This is a genomic window from Rubrimonas sp. (assembly GCF_036788415.1).
In the GTDB taxonomy this organism is placed as follows: domain Bacteria; phylum Pseudomonadota; class Alphaproteobacteria; order Rhodobacterales; family Rhodobacteraceae; genus Rubrimonas.
The window spans coordinates 36,018-55,048 of sequence record NZ_DAIQNN010000013.1 but is presented as its reverse complement, the minus strand read 5'-3'; the positions used below and the strand labels follow the sequence as shown (position 1 = coordinate 55,048).

General features: G+C 69.4%; 23 protein-coding genes. 6 read left to right on the top strand and 17 right to left on the bottom strand.

The genetic code is table 11. The features are described from left to right. Nucleotides 1-8 precede the first annotated feature (8 nt). From ybeY to V7Q31_RS05600, 15 genes are all read right to left on the bottom strand, one after another. Entirely contained in the window at nt 9-530 is a 522-nt protein-coding gene (gene ybeY, locus V7Q31_RS05670; RefSeq protein ID WP_333832713.1) for an rRNA maturation RNase YbeY, read from the bottom strand. An 18-nt stretch (nt 531-548) separates the two neighbouring features. Further along, nucleotides 549-1,601, bottom strand: a complete 1,053-nt coding sequence (locus V7Q31_RS05665; protein ID WP_333832712.1) for a PhoH family protein — start codon at nt 1,599-1,601, stop codon at nt 549-551. Nucleotides 1,602-1,686: 85 nt separating this feature from the next. Next, nucleotides 1,687-3,030 (bottom strand): tRNA (N6-isopentenyl adenosine(37)-C2)-methylthiotransferase MiaB, encoded by a 1,344-nt coding sequence (miaB, locus tag V7Q31_RS05660; protein ID WP_333832711.1) that lies wholly within the window; start codon nt 3,028-3,030, stop codon nt 1,687-1,689. Between the two features lie 103 nt (nt 3,031-3,133). After that, nucleotides 3,134-3,550, bottom strand: coding sequence for a MucR family transcriptional regulator (locus V7Q31_RS05655; protein WP_333832710.1), 417 nt, complete (start codon nt 3,548-3,550; stop codon nt 3,134-3,136). Nucleotides 3,551-3,831: 281 nt separating this feature from the next. After that, nucleotides 3,832-4,296, bottom strand: a complete 465-nt coding sequence (locus V7Q31_RS05650) for a GNAT family N-acetyltransferase (protein ID WP_333832709.1) — start codon at nt 4,294-4,296, stop codon at nt 3,832-3,834. Between the two features lie 6 nt (nt 4,297-4,302). Continuing rightward, nucleotides 4,303-4,905, bottom strand: a complete 603-nt coding sequence (tsaB, locus tag V7Q31_RS05645) for a tRNA (adenosine(37)-N6)-threonylcarbamoyltransferase complex dimerization subunit type 1 TsaB (protein ID WP_333832708.1) — start codon at nt 4,903-4,905, stop codon at nt 4,303-4,305. Nucleotides 4,906-4,929: 24 nt separating this feature from the next. Then, nucleotides 4,930-5,484, bottom strand: a complete 555-nt coding sequence (locus tag V7Q31_RS05640) for a NifU family protein (RefSeq protein ID WP_333832707.1) — start codon at nt 5,482-5,484, stop codon at nt 4,930-4,932. A 78-nt stretch (nt 5,485-5,562) separates the two neighbouring features. After that, complete coding sequence (locus V7Q31_RS05635; protein WP_333832706.1) at nt 5,563-6,030, bottom strand: universal stress protein; 468 nt, start codon at nt 6,028-6,030, stop codon at nt 5,563-5,565. Between the two features lie 70 nt (nt 6,031-6,100). Continuing rightward, nucleotides 6,101-6,637: a bactofilin family protein gene (locus V7Q31_RS05630; RefSeq protein ID WP_333832723.1), complete on the bottom strand. Its 537-nt coding sequence runs from the start codon at nt 6,635-6,637 to the stop codon at nt 6,101-6,103. Then, nucleotides 6,627-7,967: a peptidoglycan DD-metalloendopeptidase family protein gene (locus tag V7Q31_RS05625; RefSeq protein WP_333832705.1), complete on the bottom strand. Its 1,341-nt coding sequence runs from the start codon at nt 7,965-7,967 to the stop codon at nt 6,627-6,629. Before V7Q31_RS05625 ends, V7Q31_RS05630 begins: the two co-directional genes overlap by 11 nt. A gap of 213 nt (nt 7,968-8,180) precedes the next feature. Further along, on the bottom strand, nt 8,181-9,578 hold the full coding sequence (locus V7Q31_RS05620; protein WP_333832704.1) for an NAD(P)(+) transhydrogenase (Re/Si-specific) subunit beta: 1,398 nt from the start codon (nt 9,576-9,578) through the stop codon (nt 8,181-8,183). An 11-nt stretch (nt 9,579-9,589) separates the two neighbouring features. Beyond that, on the bottom strand, nt 9,590-10,048 hold the full coding sequence (locus V7Q31_RS19185) for an NAD(P) transhydrogenase subunit alpha (protein WP_442976364.1): 459 nt from the start codon (nt 10,046-10,048) through the stop codon (nt 9,590-9,592). A gap of 4 nt (nt 10,049-10,052) precedes the next feature. Next, nucleotides 10,053-11,186, bottom strand: coding sequence for a Re/Si-specific NAD(P)(+) transhydrogenase subunit alpha (locus V7Q31_RS05610; RefSeq protein ID WP_333832703.1), 1,134 nt, complete (start codon nt 11,184-11,186; stop codon nt 10,053-10,055). 64 nt (nt 11,187-11,250) lie between these two features. Beyond that, nucleotides 11,251-11,382, bottom strand: a complete 132-nt coding sequence (locus V7Q31_RS05605) for an aa3-type cytochrome c oxidase subunit IV (protein ID WP_333832702.1) — start codon at nt 11,380-11,382, stop codon at nt 11,251-11,253. A 150-nt stretch (nt 11,383-11,532) separates the two neighbouring features. After that, nucleotides 11,533-12,441, bottom strand: coding sequence for an SDR family oxidoreductase (locus V7Q31_RS05600; protein ID WP_333832701.1), 909 nt, complete (start codon nt 12,439-12,441; stop codon nt 11,533-11,535). Between the two features lie 181 nt (nt 12,442-12,622). Between V7Q31_RS05600 and V7Q31_RS05595 the strand changes: the two genes are divergently transcribed. From V7Q31_RS05595 to V7Q31_RS05570, 6 genes are all read left to right on the top strand, one after another. Further along, nucleotides 12,623-13,534, top strand: a complete 912-nt coding sequence (locus tag V7Q31_RS05595) for an ROK family protein (protein WP_333832700.1) — start codon at nt 12,623-12,625, stop codon at nt 13,532-13,534. Then, nucleotides 13,531-13,812, top strand: a complete 282-nt coding sequence (locus V7Q31_RS05590; RefSeq protein ID WP_333832699.1) for a succinate dehydrogenase assembly factor 2 — start codon at nt 13,531-13,533, stop codon at nt 13,810-13,812. The genes V7Q31_RS05595 and V7Q31_RS05590 overlap by 4 nt, the downstream gene beginning before the upstream one ends. Before the next feature lie 31 nt (nt 13,813-13,843). Continuing rightward, nucleotides 13,844-14,731, top strand: a complete 888-nt coding sequence (gene mmsB, locus V7Q31_RS05585) for a 3-hydroxyisobutyrate dehydrogenase (protein ID WP_333832698.1) — start codon at nt 13,844-13,846, stop codon at nt 14,729-14,731. A 151-nt stretch (nt 14,732-14,882) separates the two neighbouring features. Further along, entirely contained in the window at nt 14,883-15,902 is a 1,020-nt protein-coding gene (locus V7Q31_RS05580) for an ABC transporter substrate-binding protein (RefSeq protein ID WP_333832697.1), read from the top strand. Continuing rightward, on the top strand, nt 15,899-16,690 hold the full coding sequence (locus tag V7Q31_RS05575) for an ABC transporter ATP-binding protein (RefSeq protein ID WP_333832696.1): 792 nt from the start codon (nt 15,899-15,901) through the stop codon (nt 16,688-16,690). The genes V7Q31_RS05580 and V7Q31_RS05575 overlap by 4 nt, the downstream gene beginning before the upstream one ends. Further along, on the top strand, nt 16,687-17,466 hold the full coding sequence (locus V7Q31_RS05570; protein WP_333832695.1) for an ABC transporter permease: 780 nt from the start codon (nt 16,687-16,689) through the stop codon (nt 17,464-17,466). The genes V7Q31_RS05575 and V7Q31_RS05570 overlap by 4 nt, the downstream gene beginning before the upstream one ends. A gap of 6 nt (nt 17,467-17,472) precedes the next feature. Here V7Q31_RS05570 and V7Q31_RS05565 read toward each other — a convergent pair whose 3' ends face one another. Together V7Q31_RS05565 and V7Q31_RS05560 are read right to left on the bottom strand one after the other, a co-directional pair. Next, complete coding sequence (locus V7Q31_RS05565) at nt 17,473-18,327, bottom strand: tellurite resistance TerB family protein (RefSeq protein WP_333832694.1); 855 nt, start codon at nt 18,325-18,327, stop codon at nt 17,473-17,475. Further along, nucleotides 18,317-18,880 carry a hypothetical protein gene (locus V7Q31_RS05560; protein ID WP_333832693.1) on the bottom strand — a complete coding sequence of 188 codons (564 nt, stop codon included), beginning with the start codon at nt 18,878-18,880 and terminating at the stop codon, nt 18,317-18,319. Before V7Q31_RS05560 ends, V7Q31_RS05565 begins: the two co-directional genes overlap by 11 nt. Nucleotides 18,881-19,031 lie beyond the last annotated feature (151 nt).

Genomic DNA, 19,031 nt, shown 5'->3' with positions numbered 1-19,031 from the left:
GCGGCGTCTCACTCATAAGGATCGCGCACCCCGATCCGGGCGAGCGCGCGACGCTCCGCCGCCTCCATCAGCGCGGCGTCGGCGTCGTCGACATGATCGTAGCCCAGCAGATGCAGGACCCCATGCGCGATCAGATGGGCGACATGCGCCCCGAGAGCAAGATCGCGCAACTGCGCTTCTTTCGCAACAGTCCCGAAGCCGAGCGCCACGTCGCCCAGCGCTCCGCCGAACGGCGCGGCGGCGGGCGGCGGCGGCGGGGCGCGGCCCGGGGCGGGCGGGCGAAGGCTGTGGGCCGGCCAGGACAGCACGTTGGTCGGCGCCGGCTTGCCGCGGAACTGCGCGTTGAGCGCTGCGAGGGCGTCGTCGTCGGCGAACAGGATCGCGATCTCGCGCCCCTCCGCCGACACCCCCGCCTCGGCCAGAGCCGCCCGCGCCGCCCGTTCGGCCAGCGCCTCCAGGTCGGCGATCGCCGACCAGCCTTCGGCTTCGATCACGCATTCGGTCACCGAGGCGTCTTCCGTCGTCGTCACGGCGGGTTCACCCTGAGGTCACCGAGCGCGCGCCCCGGAATTGGCGCCGGATTGGCCCGCGGACTGGTCGGCGTCGTAGGCCTCGACGATCCGGGCCACCAGCGGATGGCGCACCACGTCGGAGGCGCCGAAGCGGCGGAAGGCGATGCCCTCGACGCCCTCCAGAACCCGAGCCGCCTCGTCGAGGCCCGAGCGCACGCCGCGCGGCAGGTCGATCTGCGTCGGGTCGCCGGTTATCGCCATGCGCGAGCCCTCGCCCAGCCGGGTGAGGAACATCTTCATCTGCATCTCGGTGGTGTTCTGCGCCTCGTCGAGCACCACGAAGGCGTTGGCGAGGGTGCGCCCGCGCATGAAGGCGAGCGGCGCGACCTCGACATTGCCGAGCTCCATCTCGCGCTGAAGCTGCTTGCCGGGCAGCATGTCATGGATCGCATCGTAGAGCGGGCGCAGATAGGGGTCGATCTTCTCCTTCATGTCGCCCGGCAGGAAGCCGAGCCGCTCGCCCGCCTCCACCGCGGGGCGGCTGAGGATGATCTTGTCGACCCGCCCCTCGATGAACATCGAGACAGCCGCCGCCACCGCAAGATAGGTCTTGCCGGTGCCCGCCGGTCCGACGCCGAAGACCAGCTCGTGCTTGAACAGCGCCTCGACATAGGCGCGCTGGGCGGGCGTGCGCGGCTCGATCGTCTTCTTGCGGGTGTGGATCTCGACGCGGCCGCTTTCGAAGAGTTCGAGCTGGTCCCGCCGCGCGCCGCGCTCGGCGAAAGGCGAGGGCATACGGATCGCGGCTTCGACGTCGCCGGGTTCGACCGGACGGCCCGCCTCGATCCGGGCGTAGAGCTTGCCGAGCGCCGCGCCCGCGCGCTCGCGCGGACCGCGCTCGCCATGCAGGGCGAGCAGATTGCCCCGGCGCGTGATGGTCACGCCGAAGCCTTCCTCGATGGCGGCGAGATTTCGGTCGAAGGCTCCGCACAGGTCGATGAGCTTGCGGTTGTCGGCGAATTCGAGGCGCGTCTCCGCGAGGTCGGCGGAAGCTGTCTGCGTCGTCGTCTCGAGCTCTCGCGTCGCCACGAACCCCCCTGCGTCGCTGGCATCCTGTCGAGACAGATTGGCCGCCCCGCCGCCGCGCGCGCAAGCGAAATCGCGCCGAAGCGTTTCAGGCGGCGACGAGCACCGCGCCGAGGCTGTTGCGCATCGCCTCCTCGACGCGCACCCGGACGATCCGGCCCATCAAGTCGGGGGGCGCCTCGGCGTGGACGGCCTGCAGCCACGGGCTGCGACCGGTAAGCTGCCCGGTCGCGCGGCCCGGTTTGTCGAACAGCACGTCGATCTCGTCGCCGACGCGGCTGGCGTTGAAGATCGCCTGATCCATGTCGAGCCGCGCCTGCAGCCGGGCCAGCCGCTCGGCCTTGATCTCCTCGGGAAGCTGTTCAGCCTGCGCCGCGGGCGTGCCGGGACGCGGCGAATACTTGAAGCTGTAGGCCTGCGCGTAGCCGACCGCCGCCGCGAGATCGAGCGTCGCCTGGAACTCGGCCTCGGTCTCGCCGGGAAAGCCCACGATGAAATCGCCCGAGATCGCCATGTCGGGGCGGGCGGCGCGGATGCGTTCGATCAGCCGCAGATAGGACTCCGCCGTGTGGCCGCGGTTCATCGCCTTCAGCACCCGGTCCGCCCCCGCCTGAACCGGCAAATGCAGATAGGGCATCAGCCTGGGGTTTTCGGCATGGGCGGCGATCAGATCGTCGGCCATGTCGTTGGGGTGGGACGTCGTGTAGCGGATGCGCGCCAGCCCCTCGATCTCGGAGAGCGCGCCGATCAGCCGCGCGAGGCTCCAGGCGGCGTCGTCCGGGCCCCGCCCGTGATAGGCGTTGACGTTCTGGCCGAGCAGCGTGATCTCGACCGCCCCGCGCCGGACGAGCGCGCGCGCCTCGTCCAGCACCCGCGCGACCGGGCGCGACGCTTCGACGCCGCGCGTATACGGCACGACGCAGAACGCGCAGAACTTGTCGCAACCCTCCTGCACCGTCAGAAAGGCGGAGGGCGCCGCGCGATGGGCGGCGCTGCGACCGATATGGTCGAACTTGTCCTCGGTCGGAAACTCGGTGTCGATCAGGCCCCGCGCGCCGGCCTCGACCCGCGCGGCCATCTTCGGCAGGCGGTGATAGGCCTGCGGGCCGACGACGAAATCGACCAGCGGCTGGCGGCGCAGGATCTCCGCGCCTTCGGCCTGCGCCACGCAGCCCGCCACGCCGATCGCGAGCCGCCGGCCCGACGCCGCGCGCGCCTGCGACAGCGCGCGCAGCCGTCCGAGTTCGGAATAGACCTTCTCCGCCGCCTTCTCGCGTATGTGGCAGGTGTTCAGGACCACCAGATCGGCATGCTCGGGGTCGTCCACCCGCGCATATCCCGACGGGGCCAGCGCGTCGGCCATGCGCTCGCTGTCATAGACGTTCATCTGACAGCCATAGCTCTTGATGAAGACGCGCTTGGGAGCGGGCATGGGCGAGCCTCGGAACGGTGAAGGCGCGCCACAGCGGCGCGCCTTCTCGAATATGTCGCACGGGGGCGGCTTGAAAAGCCTCGCACCCGTCAGCTGTGTTGGGTCAGCCCTGCGCCGGGCGGTTGCGCCCCAGGCCATTTTCCTTGGCCAGACGCTGGCGCTTCAGCGAGTAGTTCGGCGCCACCATAGGATAGTCCGGCGACAGACCCCACTTCTCCCGATACTGCTCGGGTGTCATGTTGTAGGAGGTCATCAGGTGCCGCTTCAGCATCTTCATCTTCTTGCCGTCTTCAAGGCAGATGATGTAATCGTCGGTGACCGACTTCTTGACCGGGACTGCGGGTTTGAGCTCTTCCTTGGGTTCGCTGGGCGGCTCGGCGAGATTGCGCAGCGCGCCGTAGACCTGCTCGATCAGGGACGGCAGGTCCGCCATGCCGACCGAATTATGGGCGACGTGACTCGCGACGATCTGCGAGGTCATGTTCAGCAACTTCGACCGATCGAACTGCTCGTCAGACATGTTTTTCTCCTTGGTAGGCGGCGGCCAGAACCCCGGCTCCTTCGATGCGACTACCATCGAATCACCCGCCTGTGCTTGCTTCAATTCATGGCCGGAACGGTCATGATTTGCATTTACATGATAGGTCAACAGAATGAAAGGGGCCAGACGAAATTTTCTCTCAAACCTTCGTATTGCGCCAAATCGCCTCGAGTAATCCACAGAGCGACTGGCGCCAAATGCAAGCAGGGGCTCCTTGCGGTCCCCGGTGGGGCGGTCCACAGACTGCGCCGAATCGGACGTCACACGGATTTGAACGGAGCGACGGAGAGTTCGAGACGCAGCACGGCGGCGTCGACCCGCGCTCCGCACGCGGATCGATAGTAGCCGCGCCGCAGCCCGACTTCCGCGAACCCAGCGCCCGCATAGAGGGCGCGCGCCGCCGCGTTCGACGTCGCAACTTCGAGAAACATGGCCTGCGCTCCGTCCGCCCGCGCATGCGCGCAGGTTTCCGCAAGCAGCAGGCGCGCGAGACCGCGGCGACGGTTCTCCGGCGCGACCGCCAGCGTCAGAAGCTCGCCCTCGCCCGCCGCGACCCGCGTCAGCGCGAAGGCTCCGGCGCCCTGCGCGAACAGCGCGCCGCCTGGCGCGCGCGCAGCCGCCTCGATGGCCTCCGCCGACCAGCAGGGCGCGGCTTCATCGCGGAAAGCCGCTTCATGAAGCGCAGCGAGCGCCTTCCAGTCGGCGCCGTCGGGCGACAACCGCATACGCTGTCAGATGCGCGGGGCCGGCGCGTGAGCGGAGGGCGCCGCGTCGGGCGGGCGGAGATAGAGCGGCGCGGGCGCGGGCGCCCCGCCCTGACGGACCCGTTCGGCGACGAACCGCGCGAGCGGCGCGAGCCCGGCGGTCGCCAGAGCTTCGGGACCGAGCCGCGTCTCGCCCGGCGCGCACACGAGGCGCGGATCGTCCGCCTCCATCAACTCGGGCGGCCCCAGCGGGAAGCCGTCGCGGAAGCGCTGCGCGGCGACCCCGCCCGACGCGGGCAGCGCGACCAGGCAGGCCCCAGCGACGCCATGCCCCAACGCTTCGAGCCATTGCGCGCCGACCGCCGGAGCCCCGAGCCCCAGCGCCAGCCCGCGCGCCGCGGCGACGCCGATGCGCGCGCCGGTAAACCCGCTCGGCCCGGTGGCGACGGCGATGGCCTCGATGTCGCGTCGGCGGACACGCGCCTGACTGAGCGCCGCGTCGATCAGCGCGAACAGGCGCTCGGCGTGGCCGCGATCCATCGGCTCCCAGGCCTCGGCGCGCAGCGCCCCGTCCTCGAAGATTCCGGCGGCGCAGCGCGCCCCGGTGGCGTCGAGCGCGAGGATGCGCATCTGCGCCGCCCCCCGCACGTCGGCTCAGACCCCGACGGGCCTGACTTCGGAGACTTCGGGAATGTAGTGGCGCAGCAGGTTCTCGATGCCCATTTTCAACGTCATCGTCGAGGACGGGCAGCCCGCGCAGGCGCCGCGCATGTGCAGATAGACGACGCCACTCTCGAAGCCGTGGAAGGTGATGTCGCCGCCGTCCTGCGCTACGGCGGGACGCACGCGGGTGTCGAGCAACTCCTTGATCTGGCGCACGATCTCGCCGTCCGGGCCGTCATGCTCGGCATGGCCGCCGAGCGCGCCGCCCTCCATCACCGGCTCGCCGGAGGTGAAGTGCTCCATGATCGCGCCCAGGACCGCTGGCTTGAGATGCGCCCAGTCCATCTCCGACTTGCCCACCGTGATGAAATCAGAGCCGAAGAACACCGACTCGACCCCGTCGATCGCGAACAGCCGCCGCGCGAGCGGCGAGCCCGCCGCATCCTCGCGCGTCGGGAAGTCGGCCGAACCCTGGGCCAGCACGGTGCGACCCGGCAGGAATTTCAGCGTGGCGGGGTTGGGCGTGGATTCGGTCTGGATGAACATCGAAGCCTCCGTTTCCATGACAGATGCGCCGCCGCGGCGGCCAAATCAAGACGACAGATCGAAACGGCGGCGACCGCCTCAGGTGATCGCGTCGATCTCGTCGAGCCCGAGCGAGCCGGGCACCACGGTCACCGGGATCGGCATCCGCCCGCCCCGCTTGGCGACGAGCGCGGAGACCAGCGGGCCGGGATTGTCGCCTGCGGCGTCCGCGCCGAGCACCAGAACGCCGATCGCGGGGTCCTCCTCGAGATGCGCCAAGACCTCCTCGACCGGATCGCCTTCGCGGATCGCAAATTCCGGCATGACGCCGGCCAAGGCGCGCACCTCCTCGGCGAGGCCCGACAGCCGCTCCTCCGCGGCCTCGCGCGCCTCCGCGCGCATCATCTCCTCGACGCCGAGCCAGTGCTGCATCTCGGCGCGCGGCATCACGAACAGCATGGTGACGCCGCCCTGCGTGCGCGCAGCGCGGCGCGCCGCGAAGCGCAGCGCGACCATGCATTCGGGCGTCTGATCGACGACCACGAGAAATTTTCGCGTCCTGGGCATGCGCGTTCGCGTTTGCTCTCCCCGCGGGCGAGCGTGCCTCAAACCCGCGACGCGCGCAATGCGCGCTTCCTCAGGCCCCGTCGGCGGGTTTCGGCGCAGCCTGCGGCGCCGGCGCGGCGCGCGGCGCGACGACGGGGGCCGGCTTGCCCTCGCCGAGCGGATCGTCGCGCCGCTGCACCGAGCCCTCGAAATGCGCGCCCGACTCGATGGCGATCGTCTTGTGGATGATGTCGCCTTCGACGCGCGCCGTGGAGGTCAACCGCACCTTCAACCCGCGCACCCGACCGCGGATGTGGCCATGGATCACGATGTCGTCGGCGACGATCTCGCCGGAGATGTCGGCGCTCTCGCCGACGGTCAGCAGATGCGCGCGGATGTCGCCCTCCACGCGCCCATCGATCTGCAGATCGCCGGTGGTGACGATGTTGCCGGTGACGGTGAGGTCAGACGAAATCGCCGACGGGGCCGGTTTGGGCTTCGGGGCCGCATAGGCGGGTGAAGCGGCGGGCGCGGGGGAGGAGGGCGCGAAGGCCGGGGCCGCCGCTTCCGGCTGGACGCCCGGCTTAGGCGGCTCGATCGGGTCGTTGAGCTTGGATTTAGAGAACATCGACATGACGTGCGGCCTCGATGAATTTGCTCGGATTGACGGGTCTGCCGTTCACGCGGACCTCGTAGTGCAGATGGTTGCCGGTGCTGCGCCCGGTGCTGCCCATGTCGCCGATCCGCATGCCCGGGCGCACCCGCTTGCCGACCGCGACGCGGATGCGGTTGAGATGCGCATAGACGGTCTCGAAGCCGAAGGCGTGCCGGATCTTGATCACATTTCCGTAGCCGCTCTGACGCCCGGCGAAGACCACCTCGCCTTCCGCCGCGGCGAGGATCGGCGTGCCGCGGGGCGCGGCGAAGTCGAGCCCTTCATGCATCGAGCGCCTGCCGTTAACCGGATCGCGCCGGACGCCGAAACCGCTGGTCTTGCGATGTGGCGCCTTGACAGGCGCCCCGAACGGCATCTTGCGCGCCGCCGCCCGCAGCAAGTTGACGCGTTCGAGATCGGACATCACCGCCACGACCGCCGAGGCCTCCTCCGGCGCGATCATCGCGGCGTCGTCGGGCGCGGGGAGGAAGGGGCCGCCGGCGCCGTCCGGCGCGGACCGCAGGCTGTTGAGCACGGCGTCGACGTCGACGCCCGCGCCGCGCAGCACGCTCTCGAGCGAGCCGATGCTCGCCTGCGCCGCGGCCTCGATCTGGGCGAGGAGCCGGGCCTGCGCCTCGCGCCGCTCCTCGACGCTGCTCTCGAGCTCGCCGAGCGCAGTCTGGACTTCCTCGGCGTCGGCCATCGCGTCGTCGCGGGCGACCGCCGCCGTCTCGAGCGCCTCGGCCACGCGCATCAGAGTGTCGGCGAGTTCGCGCCGGTCGGCCTCGGCGCGCGCGCGGGCCTGCTCGGCCTCCGCGCGGGCGGCGCCCGCCTCCGCCTGCGCCTGCGCGGCCTCCGCCGCCTGCGCCTGAGCCGCCTCGCGTCGGGCTTCGGCCTCAGCGAGGCGCGCCTCCAGCGCCTGCGCGGTGCGAAGCGCCGCGCTCAGCGCGTCGTGACGCTCTGCGAGCGCGTCGACCGCCGCGCGCGTCCGCGCTTCGGCCTCGACCCGCGCGATCGTCGCCTGCGACGCCTCCGTTTCGAGTTCCGAGACCCGCGATCGCCAGAGCGCCGTCGTCTCGCGCAGCGTCGCGCGCTCGTCGGCGCGTTCGAACTTCTCGACAAGGTAGAAGCCGCTGGCCGCGCCCGCCAGCAGCAAAAGTGCTGCGCAGAGCGCGAGCGCCGCCGCCTGCCGGCGCGGCGTCAGCCGAAAATAGCGCGCCTGCGCGCCGGATAGGATGAGGACGGATTTTTCGGGGAGCGCCGCGGAGAGCCGGAAACGATCAGAGCTGGTCGGTTCGGGCATGCATCCTGTCCTTGAAGGTCCGCCGGCGGACGACTGAGAGATGATCCACCGCATCGTGACTAGAACAGGGCGGCGCAGGTTTCAAGCCGGTTAACGCTTGCCTAGGACGTCGGCGCGCCGGAGCCGGCGCGCCCAAGGCCCTTCGCCCCGCCCGTTCCATCGAAGCCGTCGGCGCAGGGGGGCGAGAGGCGGAACTCGGACGGACGACCCGCGTCAGTCGAGCGCCTTGACGATGTCCTCGGTCATCTTCTTGGCGTCGCCGAGCAGCATCATCGTCTGATCCATGAAGAACAGCGGGTTCTCGACGCCGGCGTAGCCCGCGCCCATCGACCGCTTCACGAACAGCACCGTCTTGGACTTCTCGACGTCGAGCACCGGCATGCCGGCGATCGGCGATTTCGGGTCGGTTTTTGCCGAGGGGTTGGTCACGTCGTTGGCGCCGATGACATAGACGACGTCCGTCCGCGCGAATTCGGAGTTGATGTCCTCGAGCTCGAACACCTCGTCGTAAGGAACATTCGCCTCGGCGAGCAGCACGTTCATGTGGCCCGGCATGCGCCCGGCGACCGGGTGGATGGCGTATTTCACCTCCACGCCGTTCTCCTTGAGCTTGTCGGCCATCTCGTGCAGCGCGTGCTGGGCCTGCGCCACCGCCATGCCGTAGCCCGGAACGATGATGACGCTCCCGGCGTTCTTCATCATGAAGGCCGCGTCGTCGGCCGAGCCGCGCTTGTAGGGCTTCTGCTCGCCCGCCGCCGCGCCCGCCGAGCTGTCCTCCCCGCCGAAGCCGCCGAGGATGACCGAGATGAAGCTGCGGTTCATGCCGTGGCACATGATGTAGGACAGGATCGCGCCCGAGGAGCCCACCAGCGAGCCGGTGATGATCAGCGCCTCGTTGCCCAGCGTGAAGCCGATGCCCGCCGCCGCCCAGCCCGAGTAGCTGTTGAGCATCGACACGACCACCGGCATGTCGGCGCCGCCGATCGGGATGATGATCAGCACGCCGAGCGCCAGCGCCGCCGCCGTGATCGCCCAGAACCAGAACGTGTCCTGCGTGTTGATGAAGGTGACCACCATGACCACCAGACCGACCGCGAGGGCGAGGTTGATGAGATGGCGGTTCGGCAGGAGGATCGGCGCGCCGGACATGCGCCCGTCGAGCTTGGCGAAGGCGATGACCGAGCCGGTGAAGGTGATCGCGCCGATGGCCACGCCGAGCGACATCTCGATCAGCGAGGCGGCGTGGATGTCGCCGGGAACGCCGATGTTGAAGGCGACCGGCGAGTAGAGCGCCGCTGCGGCGACGAACACCGCCGCAAGACCGACGAGGCTGTGAAACGCCGCGACGAGCTGCGGCATCTGGGTCATTTCGACCTTCCTGGCGATGCGCGCGCCGGCGAAGCCGCCGATGGCGAGGCCGGCGATGATCGTCAGGAAGGCCGAGCTTTCCGAGGGGCCCGCCACGATCAGCGTCGTGACGATGGCGAGCGCCATGCCGATCATGCCGTAGCGGTTGCCCTGCCGCGACGTCGTCGGGTGGCTCAGCCCGCGCAGCGCCATGATGAACAGCACGCCGCAGACGAGATAGGCGAGGGCTGCGAAGTTCTCCATCGATCAGACCCTCACTTCTTCTCTTTGGGCTTGTACATCGCGAGCATGCGCTCGGTGACGAGGAAGCCGCCGAATATGTTCACGCTGGCGAGCACCAGCGCGATGAACCCGAAAATCTTGGTGGCCTGCGTCGCGCCGTCGGCCACGTCCGCCCCGACCGCGACGAGCGCGCCGACGACGATCACCGAGGAGATCGCGTTGGTCACCGACATCAGCGGCGTGTGCAGGGCGGGCGTCACCGACCACACGACGTAATAGCCGATGAAGATCGCCAGAACGAAGATCGCGAAGCGGAACACGAACGGGTCCACCCCGGTCGCCGCCGCAACGCCATGGCCGGCGACCTCGGCAAGCGGCGCCGCGCCGGTCGCTGCGTCCGCGGCGACGCCGCGCGCGGCCTCGGCCAGCGCCGCGGCGGCGGAGGCTGCGGCTTCGGCGGCGGCGTTGAGTTTGTCCAGTGCTTCAGACATCGGATCAGCCTTTCGCCGTAAGTGACGGATGCACCAGCGCGCCATCCTTCGACAGGCGCACGCCCTTGACCAGCTCGTCCTCCTCGTTCAGCGCCAGAGCGCCGTCCTTCACGAAAGCGGAGAGGAAGTTGAAATGGTTGCGCGCGAACAGCGCGGAGGCGTCGGCGGCCAGCCTGCCGGGGATGTTGGCCAGCCCCATGATCTTCACGCCGTTCTCGGTCTCGACGATCTTGTCGAACTCCGCGCCTTCGACATTGCCGCCCTGCTCGACCGCGAGATCGACGAGGATCGAGCCGGGCTTCATGCTCGCCACCATCGCCGCAGTGACGAGGATCGGCGCCTTGCGGCCGGGGATCAGCGCCGTGGTGACGACGATGTCCTGCTTGGCGATGTGGCCGGCGACCAGCTCGGCCTGCTGGCGCTTGTAGTCGTCGGACATCTCCTTGGCGTAGCCGCCGGCGGTCTGCGCGTTCAGGAACTCCTCGTTCTTGACCGCGATGAACTTGGCGCCGAGCGAGGCGACCTGCTCCTCGGTGGCGGGGCGCACGTCGGTCGCGGTCACGATCGCGCCGAGGCGGCGGGCCGTCGCGATCGCCTGAAGGCCGGCGACGCCCACCCCCATGATGAACACCTTGGCGGGCGCGACCGTGCCCGCGGCGGTCATCATCTGCGGCATGCCGCGGCCATAGGCGTTGGCCGCCTCGATCACCGCCTTGTAGCCGGCGAGGTTGGCCTGAGAGGACAACACGTCCATGCTTTGGGCGCGGCTGATGCGCGGCATGAACTCCATGCCGAACAGGTCGACGCCCTGCGCGGCGAGCGCGTCCGTGATCTCGCGGTCGGCGAAGGGCGCCATAACGCAGAACAGTTTCTGGCCCTGCGCGAAGGACTTCACCTCCGCATCCGTCGGGCGCTGCACCTTCAGGACGATGTCGGCGCCCTTCAGCGTCGCGGCGAAGGTCTTGGCGATGGAGGCGCCGGCGGCCTCGAAGGCCGCATCGGGGATGTCGGCGGCGGTTCCGGCCCCCGACTGCACGACGATCTCGGCGCCGAGCGCCTTGAATTTCTTCACGGTCTCGGGGACCGCCGCGACCCGCGTCTCGTGCGCGCGCGTCTCCTTCGGCACTGCGATCTTCATGCCGCTCCTCTCGCTTGGTCCGCAGCCCAGGCAGCGGGCCGCTCGGGACGTGATGTGGGGATGGTCAGATTCGGAAGGTCAGCAGCAGCAGGATCGCCACGACGACCGCGATCGCATAGGCCGTGAGCCGAAGAAAGCCGTGAAACGTCTTCTCCTGCTCGGAAACGTCCATTTCACCCGGGCGATGCTCCGCCATCTGTCGTCTCTCCCGCCGTTTTCCGCGCCGACTGCCGCGGCGTGTCTCGCGCGCGCACTATAGTGGCTAAATCACGCGGCGAAAGAGTTCGCAACCCCACGCGACGGCGCAGGGGCCGACGCATTCTTGCGCGCCGCAGCAGGCCGGCGCTCAGAGGCGCGGCGCGCGCCAGCCCTGCATGCCCTCGGCCTCGTCGGGCGACGGGGCGTCGGCTGGCACGAAGAAATCGGGGGCCAGCAGGCCGCCCGGCTCGACCGCATAGGCGTCGAAATCCCGCACGCCCTCCGCCGCGAGCACCAGATCGTCGAGCAGGAACCAGCCGGAGAAACTCACCGGCCGCGCGAGGATCGCCGCCGCCGCGTCGCCCATGATCGCCGGGATCCGCGAGCGCGCCGCGAGCTCCGCGCCGCCCAACAGGTTTCGCACGGCGGCGGTGTCGATGGTGGTCCGCGGCCACAGGCAATTTGAGGCGATGCGCCCTGTGAACTCCGCCGCCCAGCCGAGCGCGAGCAGGCTCATGCCGTATTTCGCGAGGCTGTAGGCGGGGTGCCCGCCGAACCAGCGCGGTCTCAGGTCGAGCGGCGGCGAGATGGTCAGGATGTGCGGGGCCTCCGCCTGCATCAGATGCGGCAGGCAGGCGCGGGTGACGACGAAGCTCCCGCGGCTGTTGACGCCCGTCATCAGGTCGAAGCGCTTGACGTCGGTCTCGGCGGTGGGGGTCAGGCTGATGGCGGAGGCGTTGTTGACAACGGCGTCGATCCGCCCGAACGCCTCGGCGACCTGCGCCACGGCCTCGGTCACCGCGTCGGCGTCGCGGATGTCGCACAGCACCGGCAGGGCGCGCGCGCCATGGGCGCGGCCCGACGCCTCGATCTCGGCGGCCGCGCTGTGGATCGTGCCGGGCAGCTTCGGATGCGGCGCAGCCGTCTTTGCGAGGATCGCGACATTCGCCCCGCCGGCCGCGCAGGCGCAGGCGATCGCGAGCCCAATCCCACGGCTGCCGCCGGAGAGCACGATGGTCCGCCCTGCGAGCGGCCCGGGCGCGGCGTCGACCGTCACGGTCCGCCGCCCGGGGCGGGATTCGCCGTCGTGTCCATCGTGGCTCTCTCCCCTTCGCCGCCGTCCTCCGAAATCGCACGGGTTTCGGCGTGGGATCAAGCCCCGGACCGCCCGCCGCGCCTCTTGGCGCGCGCCCTGCGGCGGCCTAGACAGGTGTCCTGGCGAGCGGAGGGGCGTCGGCGTGCAGTTCGGCATCGACATCGGCGGCACCAAGATCGCGGGCGCGGTTCTCGACGCGCAGGGCGCCGAAATCGCAGCCGCGCGCCGGCCCAATCCCCGCGGCGACTACCCGGCGGCGCTCGCCGCCGTCGCAGAGGTCGTGACCGAGATGGCCGCGCAATGCGGCGCCCGCCCGGACCGCATCGGGGTCGGCATCTGCGGCATCGTCGACGCGGCGCGCGGCGAAGTCCGCTTCGGCAACGCCCCCTGGCTGACCGGGCGGCCCCTGCGCGACGACCTCGAGACGGCGCTGGGCGCGAAAGTGCGGCTCGCCAACGACGCCGATTGCTTCGCGCTGTCGGAAGCGCGCGACGGGGCGGCGGCGGGGGCGAATTCAGCCTTCGGACTGATCCTGGGGACGGGCGTCGGCGGCGGCTTCGCGCATCGGGGCGTTCTGGTGACCGGAGCGCGCGGCGTCGCGGGCGAGATCGGCCATGTCCCGATGCCGCGCGCCGACGCCGACGAGCTGTCCCGCGGCCCGTGCAGCTGCGGCCGCCATGGCTGCGTCGAGACGCTGCTCTCGGGTCCGTCGCTCGGCGCCGACTACGCGCGCGCCGCAGGTCTCGCAACCGCCCCCGACCCGCGCGCGATCGCCGCACGCGCCGAAGCCGGCGAGGCGCAGGCCGAGGCGGCGCTCGCGCGCTATGTCGAGCGGTTGGCGCGGGTGCTGGGTATGCTCGCCAATCTGATCGAACCCGACGTGATCGTGCTCGGCGGCGGGGTCTCGAACATCGACCGCATCCGCCGCGACGCCGAGCCGCTGGTGGCGGCGCATGTCTTCGGCGGCGCTACGGACATGCGGCTGTTGCGCAACGTCCATGGCGACAGCTCGGGCGTGCGCGGCGCCGCGCGGCTGTGGAAGGAAGGCGAATGACCGACGCGACCGAAAGCGACGCCCGCGCCACTCGCCTGAAGCGCCTGCGCATCCGCTGCTGGCGGCGTGGCACGCGCGAGATGGACATGCTGCTGGGCCCCTACGCCGACGCCGCGCTGGAGGCGCTCGACCCCGCCGCGCTCGACGCCTTCGAGGCGCTGCTCGACGAGAACGACCAGGACCTCTACGCCTGGATCAGCGGCGCCGCGCCCATGTCCCCGCGCCACGCGGAGGCGTTGGGCCGGGTCGCCGCGCATCATCGGATCTCCCGCGCCTGAGACGGGAGGCGAAACAAGGGGAGGACGCGCCATGCGTCGGATCGGCTTCATCGGACTGGGCAATATGGGCGCGCCGATGGCGCGCAACCTGCTGAAGGCGGGCTTCGCCGTCCGCGCCTTCGACCTCGACGCGGACGCGCTCGAAGCGGCCCGCGCGGCGGGCGCCGAAGCTGCGAACTCGATCCAGGACGCGGTGCGCGACGTCGAGGCGGTGGTCACGGCGCTGCCCGCGGCGCGCCATGTCCGCGCCGCGCTGACCGGGCCGGAGGGCGCCTTCGCGGCGGCGCGTCGGGGCGGGCTGTTCGTCGACTGCTCGACCATCGACGTCGAGACCGCCCGCGCGCTCGCCGCCGAGGCCGAGGCCGCCGGCCACCAGATGCTCGACAGCCCGATGTCGGGAGGGGTCGGCGGGGCCGAGGCCGGGACGCTCACCTTCATGGTCGGCGGCGCGGAGGCGGCGGTCGAGCGCGCCCGCCCGATCCTGTCCGCGATGGGGCGCAACGTGCTGCACGCAGGCGGCGCCGGGGCCGGCGCGGCGGCCAAGATCTGCAACAACATGATGCTCGCGATCCAGATGATCGCGGTGTCCGAAGGGTTCAACCTCGCCGCCAGGCTCGGGCTCGACGCGCAGAAGCTCTACGACATCTCCTCCACCGCGACGGCGCGCTGCTGGTCGCTCAACGACTATTGCCCCGCGCCCGGGCCGGTCCCCTCCGCCCCCTCCAACCGCGACTACCGCCCCGGCTTCGCCGCCGATCTGATGCTCAAGGACCTGCGCATCGCGATGCAGGCGGCGCAGGCGGCGGGGGCGGTGACCCCGATGGGCGCGCAGGCGACCCAACTCTATGCGATGATGGCGGCGGCGGGGCGCGGCGGCGAGGATTTCTCGGGCGTCATCCGCTATCTCGACGGCGTCTGACCTCCCGGCGCCGCTTTTCTGGGCGTCGCTCCCCCCGCAGAGCGGGCGCGAGGCTTCCGCGCAGGCGATCGCGCGGAAGATGCGATTCAAGTGGACAAGCTGCGCGCCGCGTCCTGATATCCGCGCAAAGCCTCAGAACAGGGAGAGGATGATGATCCGCACGACTTTCGCGCTCTGCGCGAGCCTCGCGCTGTCCGCCGCCGCAGCGCTTCCCGCCGCCGCGCAGACGGCGATCAAATACGCGAGCGACTGGAAATGGGAGGGGCCGTCCGCGCCGTTCCTGCTCGCGCTCGAACGGGGCTACTACAAGGAAGAGGGGCTCGACGTCGCGATGGACACCGGGCAGGGCTCGCGCGAGTCGATCCCGCGCGTGGCGTCCGGCGGCTACCAGATGGGCTTCGGCGACTTCAACTCGCTGGTGCGCTTCGTGGACCAGAACCCCGGCATCCCGGTCAAGGCGGTGCTGATGGTCTACAACAAGCCCGCCTTCGCCATCGTCGGGCGCCGCTCGCAGGGCGTGGAGGCGCCGAAGGACCTGGAGGGCCGCAAGCTCGGCGCCCCCGCGCCCGACGCCGCCTGGGCCCAGTGGAGCGCCTTCGTCGACGCGGCGGGGATCGACCCGGCCAAGGTGACGGTCGAGAACATCGGCTTCCCCGTGCGCGAGCCGATGCTGGCGCGCGGCGAGGTGGACGCGGTCGCCGGCTTCTCCTTCTCGGTTTTCCTCAACCTCAAGGCCGCGGGCGTCCCGGAGGACGACATCAACGTGATGCTGATGGCCGATCACGGCCTCGACATGTACGGCAACGCGGTCTTCGTGAACGGCGACTGGGCCGCCGCCAACCCCGACGCCGTCGCGGGCTTCGTGCGCGCCACGCTGCGCGGGGTGAAGGACGCCGCGGCCGACCCGGAGGCGGCGGTCGAGTACGTGCTCGCCAAGAACGACGTCGCCCGCCGCGAAGTCGAACTCGAGCGGCTGAAGCTGTCGCTCGCGCAGAACTTCCTGACCGATGAGGTCGCGGCCAACGGCTTCGGCGGGATCGACCCGGCGCGCTTCGAGCGCTCGCTGAAGCAGATCGACATGACCGGCGCGTTCGACGGCGACTGGCCGACGCTCGACGAGGTGTTCGACGCCTCCTTCCTGCCGCCCGCCGACGAGCGCCGCATTCCGTGACGCCGTTCGTCGAGATCGAGGACGTCGCCCTGCGGTATCCGCCGCAGGGCGCCGCCGAAGGCCATCTCGCCGTCAGCGGCCTGTCGCTGACGGTGAGGAAGGGCGAATTCGTCGCCGTGGTCGGGCCGTCGGGCTGCGGCAAGTCCACGCTGATGAAGCTGACGACCGGCCTGAGCTTTCCGACCGAGGGCAGCGTGCGCGTCGCCGGTCAGCCGGTGCGCGGGCCGGTCTCCATCGCCGGCATGGCGTTCCAGAACCCGGTGATGCTCCCGTGGCGGCTGACGCGCGACAACGTGCTGTTGCCGCTGGAAGTGGTCCAGCCGCACCGCTCGCGTCTGCGCGCGCGGCGCAAGGAGTATCAGGAGAGGGCCGAAGCGCTGCTCGCCTCGGTCGGCCTGAAGGGCGCGGGCGCGAAATATCCGTGGCAACTCTCCGGCGGGATGCAGCAGCGCGCCTCGCTCTGCCGCGCGCTGATCCACGAGCCGGAACTGGTGATGCTCGACGAGCCGTTCGGCGCGCTAGACGCCTTCACCCGCGAAGAACTCTGGCAGGTGATGCGCGACCTGCACGCGGCGCGCGGCTTCACCGCGATCCTCGTCACGCATGATTTGCGCGAGGCGGTGTTCCTCGCCGACCGGGTCTTCGTGATGAGCGCAGGTCCCGGTCGGATCATCGTCGAGCGCGAGGTGGCGATCCCGCGCCCGCGCGACCTCGAAACCCTCTACGAGCCCGCCTTCGTGGACCTCGTCCACGAATTGCGCGGCCACATCGCGGAGGCGCGCGCATGACCGCGAGGACGTCGCGAATCGACTGGGTGCGGCTGGCGCCGTGGCTCTGGACGGCGGGGCTGTTCGCGCTGTGGGAGGGCGCGGTCTGGGCGCTCGACGTGCCGCATTACATCCTGCCCGCGCCGACGCGCATCGCCGTCGCCTTCTCGGAATTCGGCCCCGGCCTCTGGCGCAACTCGGTGCAGACGCTCTGGACGACGCTGGCGGGCTTCGCGCTGGCGATCGGCTTCGGACTGCTGCTGGGCCTCGCCATCGGCTGGAGCCGCACGATCTACGCTGGGCTCTACCCGCTGATGATCGGCTTCAACTCGATCCCCAAGGTCGCGGTGGTGCCGATCCTCGTGCTGTGGTTCGGCGTGGGCGACGTGCCGGCCATCCTGACCGCCTTCCTGATCTCGTTCTTCCCCATCGTGGTGAACGTCGCGACTGGCCTCGCCACCATCGAGCCGGAGATGGAGGACGTGCTGCGCGCGCTCGGGGCGAAGAAGCTCGACATCATGACCAAGGTGGGAATCCCGCGCTCGATGCCGTATTTCTTCGGCTCGCTGAAAGTGGCGATCACGCTGGCCTTCATCGGCTCGGTGCTGTCGGAGACCATCGCGGCGAATTCGGGGCTGGGGCACATGATGCTGGTGGCGCAGTCGAATTTCGAGGTTCCGCTGGTCTTCGCCTGCCTCGTGGCGCTCGCGATCCAAGGGATCGGGATGTACGCGGTGATGGCGTGGATCGAGGGCCGCACGACCGGCTGGGCGCATCGGTCGGGGTTCAGCCGGTGAGGGCGGCTACGTTGTCGCTTCGCGCTTCGAGGCCTCGTCGACGCCAAGGAACACTCTTCCAACCCATGTGTAGCGCAAGTCGGGAAGACTTCCTCCTTTGCCTAAATTTTTTAGGCCATCAAGGACTTGCGCGATTGCAGCGGTTTCCTCCGGGGTGATCCGGTCATCGGCTTCGACAAGGCCCGTCAGCAACTCTTCGACGCGCTCCCGCAGTTTATCGAGCTTGCAGTCAGGATTTCGGCGCATGAAGCGTGCGAATACATCGACCTGCTCTTCGAGCGAAGACTCGGTGACATTCTCCTCGACTACCGTCAAGGCGACGTCGGCGTAGGCCGGATCGATGCCCCAGCGATCTGCGAAGTACTTCCGAATGTGCGCGCGCTCCTCGTCGCAGATCGCGCCATCGGCGGCAGCGACACGGATCGCCATCGCGCCCATCATGTCCACAAGCGCAGCGCCCAGCAGATCGATTGGCGCATTAACGAAGTGTGGAACAGTGTCGACCAGCGAGTTTCGGTATGCGCCGAAGGCGCGCATTGCCCCGAAATAGGCCCCACCCGAGAGGATGGCGGCAGCGACGACCCAGCCGATAGGGGTCAGCGCCGCAGGGGCGAGACCGATTGTTGCAAGCCACCCCGTGCTGGCGAAAAATGTACCCGCAACAGGTGACGTGGTTGCGACGAACCCACCCAGTCCGGCGGCAGTTGAAACGTTAACGACAGTACCGACGTTTCGTGCGATTTTCAGACTTTTGTAGGCGTCTTCGCCGACTCCAAGCATTCTTATGAATTTTTCTTGATCTTCAACAACATTCTGCACGCCCTTGAAGCGCTCCAGCATCGCGTTGACGTCACCCGACATTCTTCGCGCCCCCTGCGAGAACGACATCGCGCTCGGTAGCGTCGAAGAGCCTCGTCAACTCCGGAAGGCGGTCGAGCAAACCAGACTTTTCGGCTGACGCGAGCTTGTCGAGCAACTCCGTCTGCGCCTCCAGCGCCGCCTGTTGCGCGGAGGTTCTCGTAAGCAGTGCGCGGGCGCGCATGTCGCTGATGCCACCAACGATAAGAGTGAGAACTCCGAGCAACGGACCAAAAAACCCTGCGAGGAATGGTCCGACCCAAGGGATGAATCCAATAAGCGTGGTCACCACGATAGTGAGGATGAGTGCGAAGGCAGTGTTTGGATATCGATTCGCAAGATCCAGGACAAAACCAAGGATGAGCCGTCCGATCCTAATCACTCGCTCTCCAACCCGCACGCTTACTTGCGCAATCTTCATCACCAACGCTTTGGCGTCCGCCGAGATAGGGAGGTTATTCACCTGTTTTCTTATCACGTCGAGAGCGGGTGAATTCTTGATGGCTTCGCCCAATTCCGAGATCGGCGCGGGAGGGGCTTTTTTAGGTGCGCTCATTCCAAATCCTCACCACAAAACGATAGGACGATGCCGCGCTCATCCCGGCGCGGCAATTCCATCGAAAGTCGGTGGCGCTAGGGCGTAAGCCGACCTGATGGAATCGGTTGACCAGATTATTCTTTTGGAAACAACGGTCCCCACCTCGGGA